This is a genomic window from Thermomonas fusca DSM 15424, from assembly GCF_000423885.1.
Lineage (GTDB): Bacteria > Pseudomonadota > Gammaproteobacteria > Xanthomonadales > Xanthomonadaceae > Thermomonas > Thermomonas fusca.
Window position 1 is genome coordinate 185,352 of the sequence record NZ_AUIV01000001.1, and the last position, 18,945, is coordinate 204,296.

The 18,945-nt window shown below is 68.9% G+C and carries 19 protein-coding genes and 1 tRNA gene; 7 read left to right on the top strand and 13 right to left on the bottom strand.

The genetic code is table 11. The annotated features are described in order from the left end of the window. Positions 1-87 precede the first annotated feature (87 nt). From G582_RS0100875 to yddG, 4 genes are read left to right on the top strand one after another with little or no spacing between them, the layout of a single operon-like run. The gene (locus tag G582_RS0100875; RefSeq protein WP_028838224.1) at positions 88-732 is read left to right on the top strand and encodes a methylthioribulose 1-phosphate dehydratase; all 645 of its coding nucleotides are present in this window, start codon (positions 88-90) and stop codon (positions 730-732) included. A gap of 1 nt (position 733) precedes the next feature. Continuing rightward, complete coding sequence (locus tag G582_RS0100880; RefSeq protein WP_028838225.1) at positions 734-1,291, top strand: 1,2-dihydroxy-3-keto-5-methylthiopentene dioxygenase; 558 nt, start codon at positions 734-736, stop codon at positions 1,289-1,291. Further along, complete coding sequence (gene mtnC, locus G582_RS0100885; protein ID WP_211219264.1) at positions 1,288-1,986, top strand: acireductone synthase; 699 nt, start codon at positions 1,288-1,290, stop codon at positions 1,984-1,986. Before G582_RS0100880 ends, mtnC begins: the two co-directional genes overlap by 4 nt. Next, the gene (yddG, locus tag G582_RS0100890) at positions 1,983-2,858 is read left to right on the top strand and encodes an aromatic amino acid exporter YddG (RefSeq protein WP_028838227.1); all 876 of its coding nucleotides are present in this window, start codon (positions 1,983-1,985) and stop codon (positions 2,856-2,858) included. The genes mtnC and yddG overlap by 4 nt, the downstream gene beginning before the upstream one ends. Before the next feature lie 104 nt (positions 2,859-2,962). On the opposite strand, the gene G582_RS14955 is transcribed toward yddG, so the two are convergent. Then, positions 2,963-4,366: a calcineurin-like phosphoesterase C-terminal domain-containing protein gene (locus G582_RS14955; RefSeq protein WP_051246383.1), complete on the bottom strand. Its 1,404-nt coding sequence runs from the start codon at positions 4,364-4,366 to the stop codon at positions 2,963-2,965. A gap of 46 nt (positions 4,367-4,412) precedes the next feature. On the opposite strand from G582_RS14955, the gene G582_RS0100900 reads away from it, so the two are divergent. Continuing rightward, positions 4,413-6,263, top strand: a complete 1,851-nt coding sequence (locus tag G582_RS0100900; RefSeq protein ID WP_028838228.1) for a sensor domain-containing diguanylate cyclase — start codon at positions 4,413-4,415, stop codon at positions 6,261-6,263. A gap of 21 nt (positions 6,264-6,284) precedes the next feature. Here the strand turns inward: G582_RS0100900 and hisIE are convergent, their stop codons facing one another. Genes hisIE through G582_RS0100945 form a run of 9 tightly spaced genes read right to left on the bottom strand, consistent with a single transcriptional unit; the run spans position 6,285 to position 13,690 of the window. After that, on the bottom strand, positions 6,285-6,881 hold the full coding sequence (gene hisIE, locus G582_RS0100905) for a bifunctional phosphoribosyl-AMP cyclohydrolase/phosphoribosyl-ATP diphosphatase HisIE (RefSeq protein ID WP_028838229.1): 597 nt from the start codon (positions 6,879-6,881) through the stop codon (positions 6,285-6,287). Positions 6,882-6,889: 8 nt separating this feature from the next. Beyond that, positions 6,890-7,660, bottom strand: coding sequence for an imidazole glycerol phosphate synthase subunit HisF (hisF, locus tag G582_RS0100910; protein WP_028838230.1), 771 nt, complete (start codon positions 7,658-7,660; stop codon positions 6,890-6,892). After that, a complete protein-coding gene (gene hisA, locus G582_RS0100915; RefSeq protein WP_028838231.1) occupies positions 7,654-8,388 on the bottom strand; it encodes a 1-(5-phosphoribosyl)-5-[(5-phosphoribosylamino)methylideneamino]imidazole-4-carboxamide isomerase in 735 nt (244 codons plus the stop codon). Before hisA ends, hisF begins: the two co-directional genes overlap by 7 nt. After that, positions 8,385-8,987: an imidazole glycerol phosphate synthase subunit HisH gene (hisH, locus tag G582_RS0100920; protein WP_028838232.1), complete on the bottom strand. Its 603-nt coding sequence runs from the start codon at positions 8,985-8,987 to the stop codon at positions 8,385-8,387. Before hisH ends, hisA begins: the two co-directional genes overlap by 4 nt. Further along, positions 8,984-10,057, bottom strand: a complete 1,074-nt coding sequence (gene hisB, locus G582_RS0100925) for a bifunctional histidinol-phosphatase/imidazoleglycerol-phosphate dehydratase HisB (protein WP_028838233.1) — start codon at positions 10,055-10,057, stop codon at positions 8,984-8,986. Before hisB ends, hisH begins: the two co-directional genes overlap by 4 nt. A 2-nt stretch (positions 10,058-10,059) precedes the next feature. Continuing rightward, entirely contained in the window at positions 10,060-11,151 is a 1,092-nt protein-coding gene (hisC, locus tag G582_RS0100930; RefSeq protein WP_028838234.1) for a histidinol-phosphate transaminase, read from the bottom strand. Beyond that, positions 11,148-12,446 (bottom strand): histidinol dehydrogenase, encoded by a 1,299-nt coding sequence (hisD, locus tag G582_RS0100935; RefSeq protein WP_028838235.1) that lies wholly within the window; start codon positions 12,444-12,446, stop codon positions 11,148-11,150. The genes hisC and hisD overlap by 4 nt, the downstream gene beginning before the upstream one ends. Further along, complete coding sequence (hisG, locus tag G582_RS0100940; RefSeq protein WP_028838236.1) at positions 12,443-13,357, bottom strand: ATP phosphoribosyltransferase; 915 nt, start codon at positions 13,355-13,357, stop codon at positions 12,443-12,445. The genes hisD and hisG overlap by 4 nt, the downstream gene beginning before the upstream one ends. Positions 13,358-13,366: 9 nt before the next feature. Further along, on the bottom strand, positions 13,367-13,690 hold the full coding sequence (locus G582_RS0100945) for a YerC/YecD family TrpR-related protein (RefSeq protein ID WP_028838237.1): 324 nt from the start codon (positions 13,688-13,690) through the stop codon (positions 13,367-13,369). A gap of 140 nt (positions 13,691-13,830) precedes the next feature. Here G582_RS0100945 and G582_RS17020 point away from each other — a divergent pair, with 140 nt between their 5' ends. After that, positions 13,831-14,748, top strand: a complete 918-nt coding sequence (locus G582_RS17020; RefSeq protein ID WP_156880176.1) for a hypothetical protein — start codon at positions 13,831-13,833, stop codon at positions 14,746-14,748. A 16-nt stretch (positions 14,749-14,764) separates the two neighbouring features. Here G582_RS17020 and G582_RS0100955 read toward each other — a convergent pair whose 3' ends face one another. Next, positions 14,765-16,672, bottom strand: coding sequence for an HAL/PAL/TAL family ammonia-lyase (locus G582_RS0100955; RefSeq protein WP_028838239.1), 1,908 nt, complete (start codon positions 16,670-16,672; stop codon positions 14,765-14,767). Next, a complete protein-coding gene (gene hisS, locus G582_RS0100960; RefSeq protein WP_028838240.1) occupies positions 16,672-18,051 on the bottom strand; it encodes a histidine--tRNA ligase in 1,380 nt (459 codons plus the stop codon). Before hisS ends, G582_RS0100955 begins: the two co-directional genes overlap by 1 nt. Before the next feature lie 144 nt (positions 18,052-18,195). On the opposite strand from hisS, the gene G582_RS0100965 reads away from it, so the two are divergent. Continuing rightward, positions 18,196-18,272: transfer RNA gene (locus tag G582_RS0100965), tRNA-Pro, on the top strand. A gap of 110 nt (positions 18,273-18,382) precedes the next feature. Here G582_RS0100965 and G582_RS0100970 read toward each other — a convergent pair. After that, positions 18,383-18,945 (bottom strand): MFS transporter (locus G582_RS0100970; protein WP_028838241.1); only part of this gene is annotated, 563 nt, incomplete at its 5' end.

The window sequence follows — 18,945 nt, forward strand, 5'->3', positions numbered from 1 at the left end:
TGCGGGCTGCCGCGCCCGCGTGATGCATGCCTTAAATCCGGCAAGCAACGTGATGACCCGTCCGCAGCCAAGCCCTAAACTGCGCGTATGAACGCCCCCGCCTTCGACCACAACCTGTACGCCGGCTGCGCCGCCCAGATCATCAGCCATACCCGCGAGCTGGCCGCCAAGGGCTGGACCCCGGCCACCGCCGGAAATTTCTCCATCCGCATGGACGCCGAGCACGCGGCCATCACCATTTCCGGCAAGGACAAGGGCCGCCTGACCGAAGCCGACATCATGGTGGTCAACATGGCCAACGACCCGGTGGCCACCCACCACCGGCCGTCCGCGGAAGCCGCCCTGCACACCCACCTGTACCGCCGCTTCCCGGACGTGGGCGCGGTGCTGCACACCCACTCGCCCACCCAGACCATCGCCGGCCTGCTGCACGCCGACGAAGGCCGCGTGCGCCTGCGCGGCTACGAACTGTTCAAGGCCCTGCGCGGCCACACCACCCACGAAGCCGAGCTCGACCTGCCGGTGGTGCCGAACTCGCAGGACATGGGCCAGCTGATCGCCAGCGTCGATGCGGTGCTGACCCAGCCCAACACCTGGGGCTACCTGATCGCCGGCCACGGCCTGTACGCCTGGGGCCGCGACATCAGCGAGGCACGCCGCCACCTGGACGCATTCGAATTCCTGCTCGGCTGCGAGCTGGAAATGCGCCGCCTGCGCGGCGCGGGAGCCTGACATGAGCCGTTTGCGCATGTTCGACCACGACGCCCCGCAGGCGCCGCTGCTGGCCACCCATGGACATGCCGACATCGCCGCCGAATTGGCGAAGATCGGCGTTGCCTTCGAACAGTGGCAGGCCACGCAGCCGGTGCAGCCGGGCGACGCGCCGGAAACGATCATGGCCGCGTACCGGGCCGACATCGACCGGCTGGTGGCCGAACGCGGCTTCCGCAGCGTCGACGTGGTCAGCATCGCGCCGGACAACCCCAACCGCGAGGCGATGCGTGCCAAGTTCCTCGACGAGCACGCGCACAAGGAGGACGAAGTGCGTTTCTTCGTCGCCGGCAGCGGGCTGTTCTCGCTGCATGTCGGCGAGAAGGTGTACGAAGTGCTGTGCGAGGCCGGCGACCTGATCTCGGTGCCGGACGGCGCCACCCACTGGTTCGACATGGGGCCCGAGCCCAGCTTCGTCGCCATCCGCTTCTTCACCGAGCCGGACGGCTGGGTGGGCCATTTCACCGGCAGCGACATCGCGCAGCGGTTCCCGCGCCTTGAAGCGGGATCGGCGCTTTGACCACCATCCTCACCGACATCGAGGGCACCACGTCCTCGATTTCCTTCGTCAAGGACGTGCTGTTCCCCTATGCACGGGCCAGGCTGCCCGCCTTCGTCCGCGAACACGGGCAGCAACCGGAGGTGCGATGCTGGCTGGACGCGGTGGCGGTGGAAATTTCCGCCAGCGCCTGCCAGGACGCGGTGATCGTGGAAACCCTGCAGGGCTGGATCGACGAGGACCGCAAGCACACCGCGCTGAAGGCGCTGCAGGGCATGGTCTGGGAGGCCGGCTACAAGGACGGCGATTTCACCGCACCGCTGTACCCCGACGTCGCGCCGGCGCTGCGCGCCTGGCATGCGGCCGGGCACTCGCTGGCGGTGTATTCGTCCGGCTCGGTGGCGGCGCAGAAGCTGCTGTTCGCGCATACCGATGCCGGCGACCTGACCGCGCTGTTCTGCGGCTTCTTCGATACCGAAGTGGGCGGCAAGCGCGAAGCCGCAAGCTACCGCGTCATCGCCGGGCGGCTCGGAAACGCGCCGGGCGACATCCTGTTCCTGTCCGACGTGGTCGCCGAGCTCGACGCCGCGCGCGAGGCTGGGCTGCGCACCGTGCTGCTGGACCGTCGCGAGGACTACCCGCAGCCGCGCACCGGCGATGCCGCCAACGGGCACGCCCGAGCGGAATCGTTCGCCGACATCGACGCCGCTGCTTGAACCCGCAGGCGCCCGATCGCCGCGCCACCGGCTGCGGATTGCTGGCGATCCTGCTGTGGGCATCGCTGGCGCTGCTGACCACGCTGACCGCCGGGCTGCCGCCGTTCCAGGTGCTGGCCACCGGCTTCGGCGTTGCCGGCCTGCTGGGGCTTGCCCACGCTGCCACGCGCGGCAGGGCCGGCTGGCGCGCGCTGCGGCAGCCGCCGGCGGCACTGGCGCTGACCACCACCGCCCTGTTCGGCTACCACGCGCTTTATTTCATCGCGCTCAAGCGCGCGCCGGCGCTGGAAGCCAACCTGCTGAACTACCTGTGGCCGCTGCTGATCGTGCTGTTCGCGGGCTTCCTGCCCGGCGTGCGCGTGCGCGGCGGGCAGTGGCTCGGCACCCTGCTGGGGCTGGCGGCGGCGGTGGTGCTGGTCACCCGCGGCAGCAGCATCGACATCCGCGCCGATTACCTGCCCGGCTACGCCGCGGCACTGGGCGCTGCGGTCATCTGGGCGGCGTATTCGGTGCTCAACCGTCGCCACGCTGATGTCCCCAGCGTGGCCATCGCCCTGCCCTGCGTGCTGGTGGCCGTGCTTGGCGCGGCGGCGCACGCGGCATTCGAGACCACCGTCCAGCCCGAGCCGGGCCAGTGGCTGGCGCTGTTGGGCATGGGCGTCGGCCCGGTGGGCGCGGCGTTCCTGCTGTGGGACATCGGCACCAAGCGCGGCGACATCGCCCTGCTCGGCAGCCTCTCCTACCTCGCGCCGCTGCTGTCCACCCTGTTGCTGGTCATCGCCGGGCAGGCGCAGCCGCACGCCTCGCAGGCCACCGCCATCGCGCTGCTGCTGCTTGGCGCGTGGCTGAGCGTACGCAAACCCGCGCACTGACAACGCACGCAAGCCGTCGTGACCCGCGACTGCTGCGCGGGTCGAACCGCGCGATCAGCGCAAGACCCTGCTGCCAGCGAACCGGCGACCGCGCGCAGGACAAGTCAGGGTCGGGATTGAAGCACCTGATGCGGCTGCGGGGGCTGGTACTCCAGCAGCGAATAGCTGGTGCTGGCGGTCACTTCGCCGCGCCAGCGGTCGAAGGCGCGCACGTCGATGCGATGTTCGCCCGCAGCGAGCTTGGTCGGCAGCGCGGCGCGCCACAGGTGCGCGGATACCTCGGCTTCCGGCGAGCGGTCGTAGCCTCGCAGCGCAATTGCTTCGTCGTCGCGCCGGTTCTCAGCCATCAATCGCGGATCCGGCTGCAGCACTTTCTTCATCGGCAGCCACTCGCCGCCATCGACGCGGAACTCGACGCGGGTGTCGTCATCGCCCATGTAGACGTTGGCGAACACGCCCCAGGCCGGATAGGCGCCGCGCCGCAGCGCCTTGGGCGCGTGCAGGCCGATCTGGCTGTCCGCGGCATCGCGGGCCGCGTGCCAGGCCAGCGCGTAGTCGCCGCCCGCGTTCACCGTCAGCAGCGCATAGCCATTGGGCGTGCCGTCGGACATGGTGGCGTCGGGAATGCCGTCGGCATCCCTGGCCCCGGCCCAGTACGAACCGCAGGCCGCGCCGAGGTTGAATTCGTGCAGCGGCTTCACCCCCGTCCAGCCGTCCGCGGCGGCATGGTAGTAATGACGCTGGCTGTGGTTGTGTGCGCTCAACACCAGCACATGCGGGAACGGCGCCAGCAGCGCGAACAGGCGATGGCGGTCGGCGTCGCGGAAGCTGTCCTTGGCGGCGTCCTCGAACAGCGGGATGTGCATCGCCAGCACCAGCAGGCGGTCGCGCGGCAGGGTCGGCAGCCAGCGTTCGAGGAAGGCGAACTGGTCTTCGCGGAAGCCGCCGATATAGGCCGGCTTCTGGCCGGGCCGATAGATCACGTCGTCCAACACGACGAGATTGGCCAGCGCGGTCTGGCGGGCAAAGGTGTCGGGGCCGATCCTCTGGTGGAACAGGCGCAGCGACGTCTCGTCGCTGGTCGCGCCCGGATCCACGTCATGGTTGCCGGGGGCATACAGCCACGGCACGCCCAGCGATTCGGTGACCTGCTTCACCGCCGGCAGCAGTGCCGGCACATCGTCGACCAGATCGCCCAGGGTCACGCCCAGCCGCGCCAGGTGGCGGCCCTGCAGCGGCTGCACGATGTCGCGCCGGAAGTAGTCCACGTCGTCATCGAACTTCACCTGCGGATCGCCGAATACCAGCACCTGCGCGGATTCGCCGGTCAGGCTGCGCGGCGCGCGCCGATAGGCGACGCAGCCGGGCACACCGGCGCGGTCGGCATGGGGCAGCGGCAGCGGTGCCTCCACGCTGACCGGCACGCAGGCCGCCGGGTCGGTGGACGCCTGCGCGGCATAGGGAAACAGCAGCGGAAACAGCAGGATGAGGAGAAGACGCTTGTGCATCCACGGATTATGCGCGGCGAACCCGGCCTGCACTAGAATCCCCGCCATGGGGACGGGATATGCGCTGCGCATGCATGGAGCACGTCGGCTGGCCAGCTGGCTGTTGATGCTGGCTGCCTGCCTGTGCGTGCTGCCGGCGGCGGCAACCGAACCGACCCTGCGCCTGGGCGCCGGCGAATCCAGCTTTCCGCTGGCTGGCACGGTGCGTTACTGGCACGACACCTCCGCCACTGCCACGCCGGAACAGGCGTTCGCCCGCGCGCATGCGGACGGGTTTTCGCCACTGCCCGGCGGCAACCCGGCCTTCGGCTTCCAGACCGGCGCCTACTGGTTCCACCTGCCTGTGGAAAACCTGCAGCGCGACGAGCCGCTGTGGATCCTGGTGCAGGAATACGCGCTGAGCGACAAGCTCGACCTGTACCTGCGCAACCCCGACGGCCACGTCGAGCACAGCGCCGGCGGCGACCACGTACCGTTTGCCGACCGCTTCATCCGCTATCGCCACCCCAATTTCCGCCTCGACCTGCCGGCCGGCCAGCGGATGGAATTGCTGCTGCGGGTGCAGAGCGAAAGTTCGATGCAGGTGCCGCTGGCGCTGTACACGCCGAAGGCATTCGCCGAGGTGCTGCGCGACGCGCAGTTCTCCAACGGCCTGTACTACGGCATCGTGCTGGCGCTGCTCTGCTACAACCTGGTGCTGTGGCTGATGCTGCGCGATGCCAGTTATTTCTGGTACCTGCTGCATACCGGCGCGTTCGGGTTGGTCCTGTTCACCCTCAACGGCTACGGCTTCGAATACCTGTGGCCCACTTCCGCCTGGCTGGCCGACGCCTCGATCCCGCTGTCGATCTGCCTGGCCCTGATCGGCATGCAGCTGTTCGCGCGCAGCTTCCTGGATCTGCGCACGCGCTGGCCGGTCGGCGACAAGGTCTGCCTGGGCGTGGTGGCGTTCTTCGCCATGCTGGGGGTGGCGGCGACCTGGCTGTCGTACAGCATCGCCACCCCGATCGCCTCGCGTGCGGTCCTGCTGGGCGTGGCCTGGATCATCATCGCCACCGTGGTGATGCTGCGCCGCGGCTACCAGCCGGCGCGGCTGTTCCTGCTGGCCTGGTCGCTGTTCCTCAGCGGCACGGCGGCGTTCACCCTGCTCGCCTTCGGCGTGCTGCCGCAGAACTTCTGGACCCAGAACGGCGTCCAGATCGGTTCCGCGCTGGAACTGTTGCTGCTGTCGCTGGCGCTGGGCAAGCGCTATGCCAGCCTGCGCGAGGAGAACATCCGCATCGTGCAGGAAACCAACGAAAAGCTGGAGCGCGGCCTGATCGACCGCACCCGCGAGTTGCGCACGACCATGGCCAAGCTCGGCGAGGCCAACGTCAAGCTGCAGGAATACAGCCGCCGCGATCCGCTGACCGGTACCTATAACCGCCGCCATTTCCGCGAAGAATTCGCGCAGATGCTGGAATCGCGCAAGGGCAGCGGCCGCCAGATTGCCCTGCTGTTGCTGGATCTGGACCTCTTCAAGCGGATCAACGACAGCCACGGCCATCCGGCGGGCGACAGCTGCCTGGTCGAGGCGGCGCGCCGTATCGAGGAGGTCGCGGCCCAGCGCGGCGGGCTGGTGGCCCGCTTCGGCGGCGAGGAATTCGTGGTGGCGCTGAGCTGCCGCGATGCCCAGGACGCGCTGCAGGTGGCCGAGGCGATCCGCCTGCGCATCCAGCAGGATCCCGTGCGCCATGAAGCGCTGGCCATCCGCCTGAGCGTGAGCATCGGCATCCACACGGTGTCCAGCGATCGTGTCAGCAGCGCGGAGGAAATCATCCGCATCGCCGACGAGGCCCTGTACCGCGCCAAGGACGACGGCCGCAACTGCGTGCGGCATTCGCTCACCACCGCCTGAGCCAACGGTGCGGCGCGCCGGTCAGCCGCGTCTTGCCTGCAACACCTGCCGGGCATCCTGCAGTGACAGCCCGCGCGCGCGCAGCAGCACCGTGAGGTGGTACAGCAGGTCGGCGGCTTCACCCAGCAGCGCGGCCTCGTCCTGCGCCACCGCCGCCAGCGCGGTTTCCACGCCTTCCTCGCCCACCTTCTGGGCAATGCGGCGGACGCCATCCTCGAACAGCTTGGTGGTGTAGCTGCCCTGCGGGCGCTCGCGCTCGCGCTGGGCGATCAGCGCATCGAGTTCGGCCAATCCGTCCGCGGGTGCGGCCGGGAAGCAGCTGGCGCGCTGCAGGTGGCAGGTCGGGCCGTGCGGATGCGCCTGCACCAGCAGGGTGTCGGCATCGCAGTCGGCCTCGATGGATACAAGTTCCAGCACATGGCCGGACGACTCGCCCTTGGTCCACAGCCGGCCCTTGCTGCGGCTGTAGAAAGTCACCCTGCCGCTCGCCTGCGTGACGCCGAGCGCCTCCCGGTTCATGTAGCCCAGCATCAGCACGCGCAGCGTGGCGGCGTCCTGCACGATGGCCGGCAGCAGGCCGCCCTGCTTGTCCCAGGCCAGCGTATCGATGTCGATCATTGCAAGGTTCACAGCCGCACCTCGATGCCCTGCCCGCGCAGGAATTGCTTGAGTTCCGGGATTGCAATCGCACCGGAATGGAACACGCTGGCCGCCAGCGCGGCGTCCACGTCGGCCTCGATGAAGGCGGCGGCGAAATGCGGCATGGCGCCGGCGCCGCCCGACGCCACCAGCGGCACGTGGCACACGGCGCGTGCTGCCCGCAGTTGCTCGATGTCGTAACCGGCGCGCACGCCGTCGCTGCCCATGCAGTTCAGGACGATCTCGCCGGCGCCGATCTTCTGCGCCTCGACGATCCAGTCCAGCGTCAGGCGGCCCGGCGCGCGCATCGCATCCGGGCTGCCGGTATGGCTGCGCACCCGCCACTGCCCGTCGTCCTCGCGCACCGAATCGATGCCCACCACCACGCACTGCACGCCGAAGGCATCGGCCAGCTCGGCAATCAGCGCAGGCCGCTCCAGCGCCGGCGTGTTGACGGAAATCTTGTCGGCGCCGGCGCGCAGCACCGCGCGCGCGTCCTCGACGCTGCGGATGCCACCGGCCACGCAGAACGGGATGTCGATGAGGCGGGCCACCCGTTCCACCCAGTCGCGCGCCACGCTGCGCCCTTCGGGGCTGGCGGTGATGTCGTAGAACACAAGTTCGTCGGCGCCAGCATCGCGGTAACGCAGCGCCAGTTCGACGATGTCGCCCATGTCGATGTGGTCGCGGAAGCGCACGCCCTTGACCACGCGGCCGTCGCGCACGTCCAGGCACGGGATGATGCGGCGGCTCAGCATGCCAGCGCCTCGCGCAGGTCGAGGCGGCCTTCAAGCAATGCCTTGCCCAGCACTGCGCCGGCGCAGCCGGCTTCGCGCGCGGCGCGAACATCGGCCACGTCGCGGATACCACCACTGGCCTGCACGTGCAGGTCCGGGTGGCGTTCGCACAGGCGGCGATAGAGGTCGATATTCGGGCCGGCCAGCATGCCGTCGCGGGCGATGTCGGTGCAGAGCAGATGCACCAGGCCGGCGTCGACATGGCACGAAAGCATCGCGTCAAGGGTTTCGCCCGCCATCTGGGTCCAACCATGCACCGGCAAACGCCAGATGCCGGCATCGTCCTGCCGCGCATCAAGTGCGATGGTGACGCGGTCGCCGCCGAACTCCTCCAACCAGCCGGCCACGGTGCCGGGTTCGCGCACCGCCAGCGAACCGATCACCACCCGCGCGGCGCCGGAATCCAGCAGCGCCGTCACGTCTTCGCGCGAGCGTACCCCGCCGCCGGTCTGCACCCGCAGCCCGGTCTGCGCCACGATCGCGCGCAGCAGCGGCTGCAGGGTGTAGCCGCCCGCCCTGGCCGCGTCCAGATCGACCAGGTGCAGCCAGCTCGCGCCGGCCTGCGCATGGCGCACGGCGAACGCCAGCGGGTCGTCGCCGTAGCGCGTCTCGTCGGCGTAATCGCCCTGGCGCAGCCGCACCACGCGCCCGTCGCGCACGTCGATGGCGGGATAGACGGTGAAACTCATGTCGGGTTCCATTGCAGGAAATTGGCCAGCAACCGCGCGCCGGTGGCGGAGGAGCGTTCGGGGTGGAACTGCGCACCGGCCACGCGTCCACGCGCCACCACCGCAGCGAAGCGTTCGCCGTGGCGGCAGGCGGCGATGCAATCTCCGGTGACGGGCGCGGCATAGCCATGTACGAAATAGGCGCGCGCTTTGCTGTCGATGCCGTCGAGAAGCGGCGATGCGGCGACTTGCTCGAGCGTGTTCCAGCCCATGTGCGGCACCCGCAGGCCCGGCCCGCCGACGAGTTTTCGCACCCGTCCGGACAGCAGGCCAAGGCAGTCCACGCCACCTTCCTCGGAAGACTCGAACAGCAGCTGCATGCCCAGGCAGATGCCAAGCAGCGGCACCGGCAGCGCCGGCAGCACCTCGGCGAACCCGCGCTCGCGCAGCAGCGCCATCGCCGGCCCGGCTGCACCCACGCCCGGCAGCAGCACGCGCGGCGCGCCTGCGAGGCCGTCGGCGTCGCGCACGATGCGCGGGCTTGCGCCCAGCCGTTCCAGCGCGTAGCAGACAGAGCCGAAATTGGCCCCGCCCGCATCGATGACGGCGATGTCCATCACAGCATGCCCTTGGTCGAAGGCAGCTCGGCGCCTTCACGCCTGATGGCTTGTCGCAGTGCCCGCGCCAGCGCCTTGAAGCAGGCCTCGATCTGGTGGTGATCATTCTCGCCTTGCACCTTCAGGTGCAAGTTCAAGCCCGCGGCATCGCAGAGCGAGCGGAAGAAATGCGGCACCAGTTCGGTGGGCAGGTCACCCACGCGCTCGCGGCGCAGCGCACCCTCGAACACCAGGTATGGCCGCCCGGAAAAGTCCAGCGCGGCACTGGCCAGGCATTCGTCCATCGGCAGGGTGAAGCCATAGCGGCCGATGCCGCGCTTGTCGCCCAGCGCTTCGCGCAGCGCCTGCCCGAGCGCCAGCGCGGTGTCCTCGACCGTGTGATGCTCGTCGATGTGCAGGTCGCCTTCGCAGCGGATGCGCAGGTCGAAGCCGCCGTGCTTGCCGATCTGTTCCAGCATGTGGTCGAAGAACGCCAACCCGGTGGCGACCTGTGGCTCGGCCACGCGGTCCAGATCCACTTCCACGCGGACCTTGGTCTCCTTGGTGTTGCGCACGACCGTCGCCTGGCGCGGTGCATCGGCAAGCGCATGCGCAATCCCGGCCCAGTCCCAGTCGCCACCAAACTGCGCGGTGGCAAGCTGGAAGCCGCGGATCTTCAGGTTGTCGGCGAACTGGAGGTCCGTCTGGCGGTCGCCGACCATCGCGCTGCGCGCCCAGTCGATGTTCCGGTCCTGCAGCAGGGCCGTCATCATGCCGAGGCCGGGCTTGCGGTTCGGGCTGTTGTCGGCGGGCACGCTGCAGTCGATCAGTTCATCGCGAAACACGATCCCCTGGCTTTCGAACACCTGGCGCATCAGCGCGTGCGGGCCGTCGAACGAAGCGCGCGGATACGCCTCGCTGCCCAGCCCGTCCTGGTTGCTGACGATCACGAACTGGTAGCCGGCCTCGCGCAGCTTCAACAGCGCGGGGATCACGCCCTTGACGAAGCGCAGCTTCTCGAACGCATCGATCTGGAAGTCGGCGGGCTCCTCGATCAGGGTGCCGTCGCGGTCCACGAACAGGATCGGCTGCAGGCTCATGCCGCCGCCTCCATGCGCAAAGTTTCCAGCGCGGCCAGCACGCGTCGGCATTCCTCCATGCTGCCAACGGTGATGCGCAGCGCATCGCCCAGCTGCGCCATCGCACGCATGTCGCGCACCACCACGCCGGCCGAAAGCAGCGCGGCGAACGCGGCGTCCGCGTCGGCGAAGCGCACCAGCAGGAAATTGCCGGCAGAAGGATAGACGCGGCGCACCTGCGGCAGCATGCGCAGGCCGTCGGCAAGCCGCATGCGCGCCTCGCGCACCGCTGCCATGCGGCTGCGGGTCAGCGCCAGCGCCGACGGCGCCAACGCCGCCAGCGCCGCATCGACGACGGGCTGCGGCAGCGGATACGGCGCCTGCACGCGACGCAGCGCCGCGATCAGCTGCGGGTTGCCGAGCACGCATCCCACCCGCGCGGCCGCCAGCGCATGCGCTTTCGACAGCGTGCGCAGCACGGCGATATTGTCGTGCTGCTCCAGCTGGCGGGTCGCTGAGGGTGTATCGGAATATTCGATGTAGGCCTCGTCCACGACCACCAGGCAGCGTCCGCGCAGGCGCTGCGCAAGCGCCGCGATGGCGCCCAGTTCCAGCAACTCGCCGGAAGGGTTGCCCGGCGAGCACAGGAACAACAGCGAGGCGCCGCCAGCCAACGCGGCATCGCCCATCGCCGGCAGGTCCGCGCACAGGCCGGCTTCGGCCTCGCGCAGCGGCACTTCGACGATCTTCGCCCCGTGCAGGCGGGCGCACACCGCATACATCCCGAACACCGGCGGCGCGGTGACAATTGCACCGCGGCCCGGCATGCAGAAAGCACGCAGCAGCAGGTCGATGCCCTCGTCGCTGCCGCGCCCGACCAGCAGCTGCGCCGGTGCCACGTCGTACAACGCCGCCAGCCGCGCGCACAGCGCTTCCGGCTGCGGCTGCGGATAACGGCGCAGGCGGCCGTCGGCATCGCTGCCGTTGGCCCAGGCGGATTCGTTGGCATTGAGCCAGACCGAGCCGGCCAGCGCTTCGCTGCGCGCGGACTTGTAGCCAGCGAAATCGCGCAGGTCCTCGCGCAGCAGTGCATTCACGGTCGCGCTCATGCGGCCTGCTCCAGTCGCAACTCCACCGCCCTCGCATGCGCCTGCAGGCCTTCCGCATGCGCCAGCGTGGCGGCGCAGGGTCCCGCACTGGCTATCCCGGCGCGGCTGGCTTCCTGCACGGTGATGGCTTTCTGGAAACTCGCCACGGACAGCCCGCTCCACGCCCGCGCGGCGCCACCAGTGGGCAGCACGTGGTTGCTGCCGCTGCAATAGTCGCCCAGGGCTTCCGGCGTCCAGTCGCCGAGGAAGATGCTGCCGGCGTTGTGGACGTGGGGCAGCCATTCGCGCGGCTGGCGCAGCGCAAGGATCAGGTGTTCCGGTGCGTAGGCATCGCTGATGGCGATGGCCTGCCCGATATCGCGTACCAGCACCAACCGCGAGGCTTCCAGCGCACGCCGGGCGATGTCGGCGCGCGGCAGCCGCGCCAGTTGCACATCGACCTCCACCGCCACCCTGTCCAGCAGCGCCGCGCTGTCGGTCAGCAGCAGCACCTGCGAATCCGGGCCATGCTCGGCCTGCGACAGCAGATCTGCGGCAACGAACGTGGCGTTGGCGCCGGCATCGGCGATGACCAGCACCTCGGACGGCCCGGCCGGCATGTCGATGGCCAACCCGCCCGACAGCTGGGCGGTCTGCCGCTTGGCCTCGTCCACCCAGGCGTTGCCGGGACCGAACAGCTTGTCGCAGCGCGGCACGCTGGCCGTGCCCAGGGCCATCGCCGCAATCGCCTGCGCGCCGCCGAGCTTGAACACCCGCAGGCCTGGCGCCTGCCGCGCCGCCAGCAGCACGGCGGGATCGGCGCTGCCGTCCGCACGCGGCGGTGTGCACAGGATGATCTCGCCGCAGCCCGCCAACCGCGCCGGGATGCACAGCATCAGTGCGGTCGACGGCAGCGGGGCACTACCTGCCGGTACATACAGGCCGACGCGATTGATCGGGCGCTGCACGCGCTGGCATAGCAGGCCGGGCGCGGTTTCCACTTCATAAGGCTGCGTGATGCCGGCGCGGTGGAAAGCTTCGATCCGCGCTGCCGCCTCCAGGATCGCGGCCTGCACGGCGGCCGGCACCTGCGCGGCGGCGGCTTCCAACTCCTCCGCGCCGACTTCGAAATCATCGAGAGAGACGCCGTCGAACTGCGCGGTGTAGTCGCGCAGCGCCTCATCGCCGCGCGCGACCACCGCTTCGAAGATCGCCCGCACGCCCGCGCGCAGCGTGTCCGACACCGCCTGCACCGGACGCCGCAGCACCGCGGCGCGCTCATCCGCGCCCAGCGCATTCCAGTCGATCCGCTTCATGCCAGCATCCGCTCCACCGGCAGCACCATCAGCCCGCGCGCGCCGGCGCGCTTGAGGTCTTCCAGCCGTTGCCAAGTCATCGCGCCGTGGCAAAGCGCCTGCAGCGCCAGCGTCTCGCTGCCGTCCACCGCGCACATGGTTGGCGGTTCGGCATCGGGCAGCAGCTGCAGCACCTGCGGCAGCGCCTCGCGCGGGGTCTGGAACAGCAGCAGCTTGCTGTCGCGAATGCGCAGCACGCCGTCCATGCGCCGCAGCAGCAGGTCGGCCAGCTCCGCGCGCACATCACCGAACGGCGCCACTGGACCGGCCAGCACCGCCTCGCTGCGCAGGATGTCGAGCACCGGCTTGAGCTGGTTGGCGGCCAGGGTGGCGCCGCTGGAGACCAGGTCGCAGATCAGGTCGGCCTGGCCCAGCCGCGGTGCGATCTCCACCGAGCCGTTGAGCACTACGATGTCGGCGTCGACCTGTTGCGCGCGCAGCCACGCGCGCAGCTGGTTGGGATAGGTGGTGGCGATGCGCTTGCCGGCAAGCTGCGCCGGGCCCTGCCAGTCCCAGCCTTCCGGCACCGCAATCGACAGGCGGCAACCGCCGAAACCCAGCGCGCGCCACTCGCGGAACACCGCCGGCTTGCCGGCCTCGGCGCGTTCAGCGGCCTGCTCCAGCAGCACGTTGCGGCCGACGGCGCCCAAGTCGCAAACGCCGTCGGCAATCAGGCCGGGAATGTCGTCGTCGCGCACCAGCAGCAGGTCTACCGGCAGTGACTCGCCGTAGCAGAACAGCTTGTCGCGGCTTTCGCGCCAACTCAGGCCGGCGGACGCCAGCAGTGCGCGCGCAGGTTCGCTGAGACGGCCGTTTTTCTGGATGGCGATGCGCAGGCGGTCGCGCCCGGTGGTTGCTGTTGCAGTGGTCATCGTGTGGACTCAGGAAGAAGTGTTGGCCAGGCCCAGCCGTTTGGCTGCGACCTGGTAGCCGCCGGCACCGCGCTCGAGACAGCGCGCCACGCGGCCGATGGTGGTCACGCTGACCTTGGTGCGCTCATGGATTTCGCGATACGGCACGCCCTGCAGCAGCTGAGGCACCACCCGCCAGCGATCGCCCATGGCCTCCAGCTCCGCCGGCGTGCACAGGTCATCCAGAAAGGCACGGACTTCCTCCGCGCTGTCCAGCTTGGCCAGCACCGCGGCCAACGCATCGATGGCGACCGCGGCGTCGTACTTGGGCAAGGGTTCTGGGCGTTGTTTCATCGGGACTCTGGGGCGGTAACGGGATGGGCCACGGTGGATCGAGTTCTGACGGCACGCCAGATCAATGTAATAGCACGCTAATACATTAATTCAACGACTCGACATTGGCAAGGCCCCTCACCAGATCTATGCTCATTTCGATGCGCAAGTTCATGATTCTGGCCTTGTCAGGCCTGTCGGCCCTGATGCTCACCCTGCCTGCGCTCGCCGCCGACGATGACATTAACCAGCGGGCAAATCGGGTCGAAGCCGAGGCGCAGCAATCGCCGCGCCCGGACGATCTGATCTTCGCGGCAAAAATCCAGCGCAGCTATGCGAGGAACTTCGGCGACATCGACAGTGCGGAAGAACTGCGCCATCACGGCGATGCCGACCTGAAGCAACATTGGGGCGCTGCGGAAACCGCGATCTTCTACAGCAATGACACTGACATCATTGCCTCAGCGCACCGCGTCCTTGGCGAGATGGAGCGCCGCGGTTTGGCGGACAACCGGGCCAGATCGCGTCTGTTCAATGCGCTGCTGGGCGCAGGACGCTTCGATGCTGCCCGAGCGTTGGCCGCCCAACATCCAGACGCTGGGCTTCCATCGGTTCCGAAATCCATCGTCGACACAAACCCCAGCCTGCCCAGCGCATGGCGTTTCAGCGCCGATGGCAACACGCTGACGCGGATTGGCGTCAACCTTGAACCATTGCAGGTCATCGTGGCAGCGGGCTGTCACTTTTCGGCCGATGCCGCCAACGACATCAGCAGCGATCCCGTGCTTGGCCCGGTATTCGCACGACACGCGCACTGGCTGTCGTTACCACCCGGCAACGAGCAGTTGGATGCCCTGCAGGACTGGAACCGCAGCCATCCGCAGACGCCAATGCTGGCGATCCATGATCGCAGCGAATGGGCGGTGATCCCGAAGTGGAACATGCCGACCTTCGCCATCATCCAAGGCGGCAAGTTGATCGACAGCACGCACGGCTGGCGCAGCGGCGACCCCGAATTCCGCGACAGGCTGATTGCGTTGCTCAGGCGCGCCGGTTTGCTGGAAGCCGGCGCCCACTGAAGCCACCTTAGAACTGTCAGCCCGCGCGCACCGCCGCGAGAATGCTCCCGTCCGCCACCATCGCCACGGCAGTGGCCACTTCGCCATCCAGCGCGCGGTCGCGGTCCAAGTAGGGAATACGAGCGCGGATCGCGGCGTGGGCGATGGCGACCGCCCTGCCCGGCTGGTATTCGCCGGAACGCGCGAGTTGTTCGCGCAGCGCATCGACTTCATCGAGGAAGCCCGTACGCTCGGCAGCATCGGGCAGCGGGCCGCCGCCGACCTTTGCCGCGAAACCGGCAGCATCGGCGCGGCGGGCCAGTTCGCGGGCGGCGTTGATCATGTCGCGGCGCAGGTCCAACGCCTGAGCGGCGGTGAACAGCTCCAGCCCCAGCACCTTCCCCAGGTCCTGCGCCATCGCCAGCACGTGGCGTGCCTCGTTGGCACCCATCGATACGTGGTCTTCCGCGTTGGCAGAGGTCGGGATGGAATACACCGAGGCCGGCATCGCGCGGCTGGCGAGGTCGTTGACGATGGCCGCGGCGGTGTACTGCACGATCATGTGGCCGGACTCGGTGCCATCCTCGTTGCCGATCAGGAACGGCGGCAAACCGTCATTGGTGGCGGGATCGACCAGTTTGTTGAGGCGGCGCTCGCTGATCGAGGCCAGCACCGGGATCGCCGCCTTCAGGTAGCTCATCGCCAGCGCCAGCGGCATGCCGTGGAAGTGGCCGGCGGAGATCACCTGCTCTTCCACGAACGCCGCGCCGGTCTTGTCCGGGAACACCAGCGGGTTGTCGGTCACCGAATTGAGTTCGACTTCCAGCACCCGCTTGGCCTGTTCCAGCGCATCGCGCACCGCGCCGTGCACCTGCGGGATGCAGCGCAGCGAATAGCTGTCCTGCGGCTGGTGCTTCTTGCCGCCGCGGAACGGCAGGAAACGCTGGTAGAACTTCTCGCGGCCGTGGCGCTGGGCGAAGCCCACCCAGTCCCAACCGATGTCGAAGCCCAGCGCTTGCAGCGACGGGCTGTCCCAGCTGCCCGGCTGCCATTGGCGGAACTTCGGCACCAGGTGGTAGGCGATGTCCGACAGAGTGGAGCCGTCCAGCAGGCGCAGCAGGTTGGCGGCTGTCTGCACCTGCCCCGGATGCGGGCGCAGCGCGTGCACCTCCGGCGCGAACGCGCCGAGGCGGCCGGCGAAAGCGTCGATGGTCATCGCCGCGGCCAGATCTGCGGTGTCCAGCAGGTCTTCCAGCAGCTGGACCGCCAGCACGCCGGTGGCCAGCATCTGCGCAGTGCCGTTGTTCAGCGCCAGGCCTTCCTTGTAGGACAGCTCGACCGGCTGCAGGCCCTTGCGCGCCAGCGCATCGGCGCCCGGCATGCGCTGGCCATCGACGAAGGCTTCGCCGCCGCCCAGCAGCACGATGGCCAGGTGCGACAGCGGCGCAAGATCACCCGAAGCGCCCACCGAGCCCAGCTGCGGCACCACCGGCACGATGCCGGCATTGAGCATCGCGGCCAGCGCCTGCAGCGTCTGCACGCGGATGCCGGAATGGCCACGCAGCAGGGTATTGATGCGGATGCACAGCATTGCCCGCACCACGTCCGGCGCAAACGGCTCGCCCACGCAGACCGCGTGGGTGACGATCAGGTTGCGCTGCAGTTCGATATGCGGCGGCTGGCCAGACCGGGCCGCGCCCGGCAGTTCATCGCGCAGACGGTGGCTCCCGAGCAGCTTGTCGGCGTTGCTGCCGAAGCCGGTGGAAATACCGTAGATCGGCTCCTGCTTCGCCACCTGCTGCAGCAGGAACTCGGCGGCGTGCGCCACCCGCTCCAGCGCCTGCGCATCCAGCGTCACCTGCGCGCCGCGCGCCACCTGCACCAGCTGCGCGCGGGTCAGCGACACGCCATCCAACTTCACCGCAGCCTTCGCCACATCATCCATCACGCTTTCCCCGCCGCGCTGCGCAGCTGCTCGCGTTCCACCAGCAGGGCCGCGGCCAGCTCGGCCTCCGCCACCTCGAACTGTTCGCCGCGACGCAGGTCCTTGACTGTGACCACGCCGCGCGCGGCCTCGTCCTCGCCGCGCATCACCACGAAGCGGATCCCGGCCTTGTCGGCGTACTGGAACTGCTTGGCCAGCTTGCGCGGCTCCAGCTGGGTTTCGACATTCAGTCCTGCCGCGCGCAGCCGCTGCGACAGCGCCAGAGCATGCGCAAGCCCGGCGTCATCCAGCAGCGCCACCAGCACGTCGACCGAACTGTCGGCGGTGCCCACCAGGCCGGCGTCCTGCAGCTGGTAGAACAGCCGGGTCAGGCCGATGGAAATGCCCACGCCCGGCAGCTTCGATTTGGTGTAGTGGCCGGCCAGGTTCTCGTAGCGGCCGCCGGAGCAGATCGAGCCGATCTGCGGATAGGCGTCGAGGGTGGTCTCGTAGACGATGCCGGTGTAGTAATCCAGCCCGCGCGCGATCGACAGGTTCAGCGCGTAGCGCGACTCCGCCACGCCCAGCGCCTTGAGCTGGTCGAGGATGGTGCGCAGTTCCTCGCGGCCTTCGTCGAACAGCGGCGTACCCGCGCCCAGCGCGTCGAGCTTGGCCAGCGCGTCGGCATGGCCCTGCGAGCGCACCTGCGAGAACGCCATCAACTTGTCGATGACCTCGCCGGCCAGCCCGAAGCCCTCGCCCGCCAGGGTTTCGCGCACGGCGTCCGCGCCGCGCTTGTCCAGCTTGTCCAGCTCGCGCAGCACCAGCAGTTGCGCCTCGCCTTCGATGCCCAGACCTTCGAAATAGCCGCGCAGCAGCTTGCGATGGTTGAACTGGATGGTGAACTCGCCGATCGCCAGGCGCTCGAACACCGCCGCGATCACCGCCGGGATCTCGGCGTCGAAGCGAGGCGACAGCGCATCCTTGCCGATCACGTCGATGTCGCACTGGTAGAACTCGCGGAAGCGCCCGCGCTGGGCGCGTTCGCCGCGGTACACGCGCTGCATCTGGTAGCGCCGGAACGGGAACGCGAGGTCGTGCTCGTGCTCGGCCACGTAGCGCGCCAGCGGCACGGTGAGGTCGAAGCGCAGCGCCAGCTCCGGCAGGCCATCGGACACTTTTTCAAGCGCGCCGGTCGATTGGACGAAGTACACCTGCCGCTCGGTTTCGCCGCCGGACTTGGTCAGCAGCACCTCCGACAGTTCCATCACCGGCGTTTCCACCGGCAGGAAGCCGAAGCGCTCGAAGGTCTGGCGGATGGTGTCGAGCATCCGCTGGAACGCGATCTGGTCGCGCGGCAGCAGCTCCATGACCCCGGTGGGGGTGCGTGGCTTGATCACGGTGGGGCTCCGATGGCGCGGAAAACCGCTAGTTTAGCGGGCGCGGCCGCCGCGCCGAAGGTCGGAAACGGCATAACGGCACGGAATGCGTCAAAGGGACTTGCCGAGGCGAGGACATGTCCCTAAAATGCGCGGCTCAGCTGTCGGGGTGTAGCTCAGTCTGGTAGAGCGCTACGTTCGGGACGTAGAGGTCGCAGGTTCGAATCCTGTCTCCCCGACCAATGAAATCAAGTTGTTGCATGAAACCGGCCGCGAGCCGGTTTTTTGTTGTCCCGCCCGCCGCCGGCAGGATGATCCAGCGCGGTGGGTCACCATCGCGGCCCTGCGCGGCTTACTGCTCCCGCTTGCCCGCCGGGATCGTCAACAGGATCGAGGCGATCGCCGCCACCACCATCAGCAGGTTGAAGCCCAGCGCGACCATCGCCGCCTCGCGGATGGCCAGATTGTCGGTGCGCCCCTGGAAAGTGATCACGCCTTCCAGCCACTGCGCGCCACTGCCCGACGGGCCGAGCGCGGTGAAGATCGCGCCCGAGATCGCCACACCCAGCGCCGCGCCCAGCGAGGACGCCATCTTGTAGATGCCCGCGCCGGAGCCGGACTGGGCCATCGGCAGGCTGGACAGCGCCGCGTCGGTGGAGGGCGTGGCATAGAACGCCAGCCCCAGGCCGAACAGGGTGTAGCCGACGATGGCCAGCAGGCGGTAGGTGTCCAGCATCACCTGGGTGGGCATCAGCAGCGCGATGGCCAGCGCGGTGATCATGCAGCCCCACACCATCGGCCGGCGCGGCCCGAAGCGCTGCAGCAGCTTCTCGCCCACGCGGATGAAGGCGATGATCGCGATCGCATAGCCCAGGGTCAGCAGGCCGGCCTGCTGCGCGCTGAGGCCACCGCCCA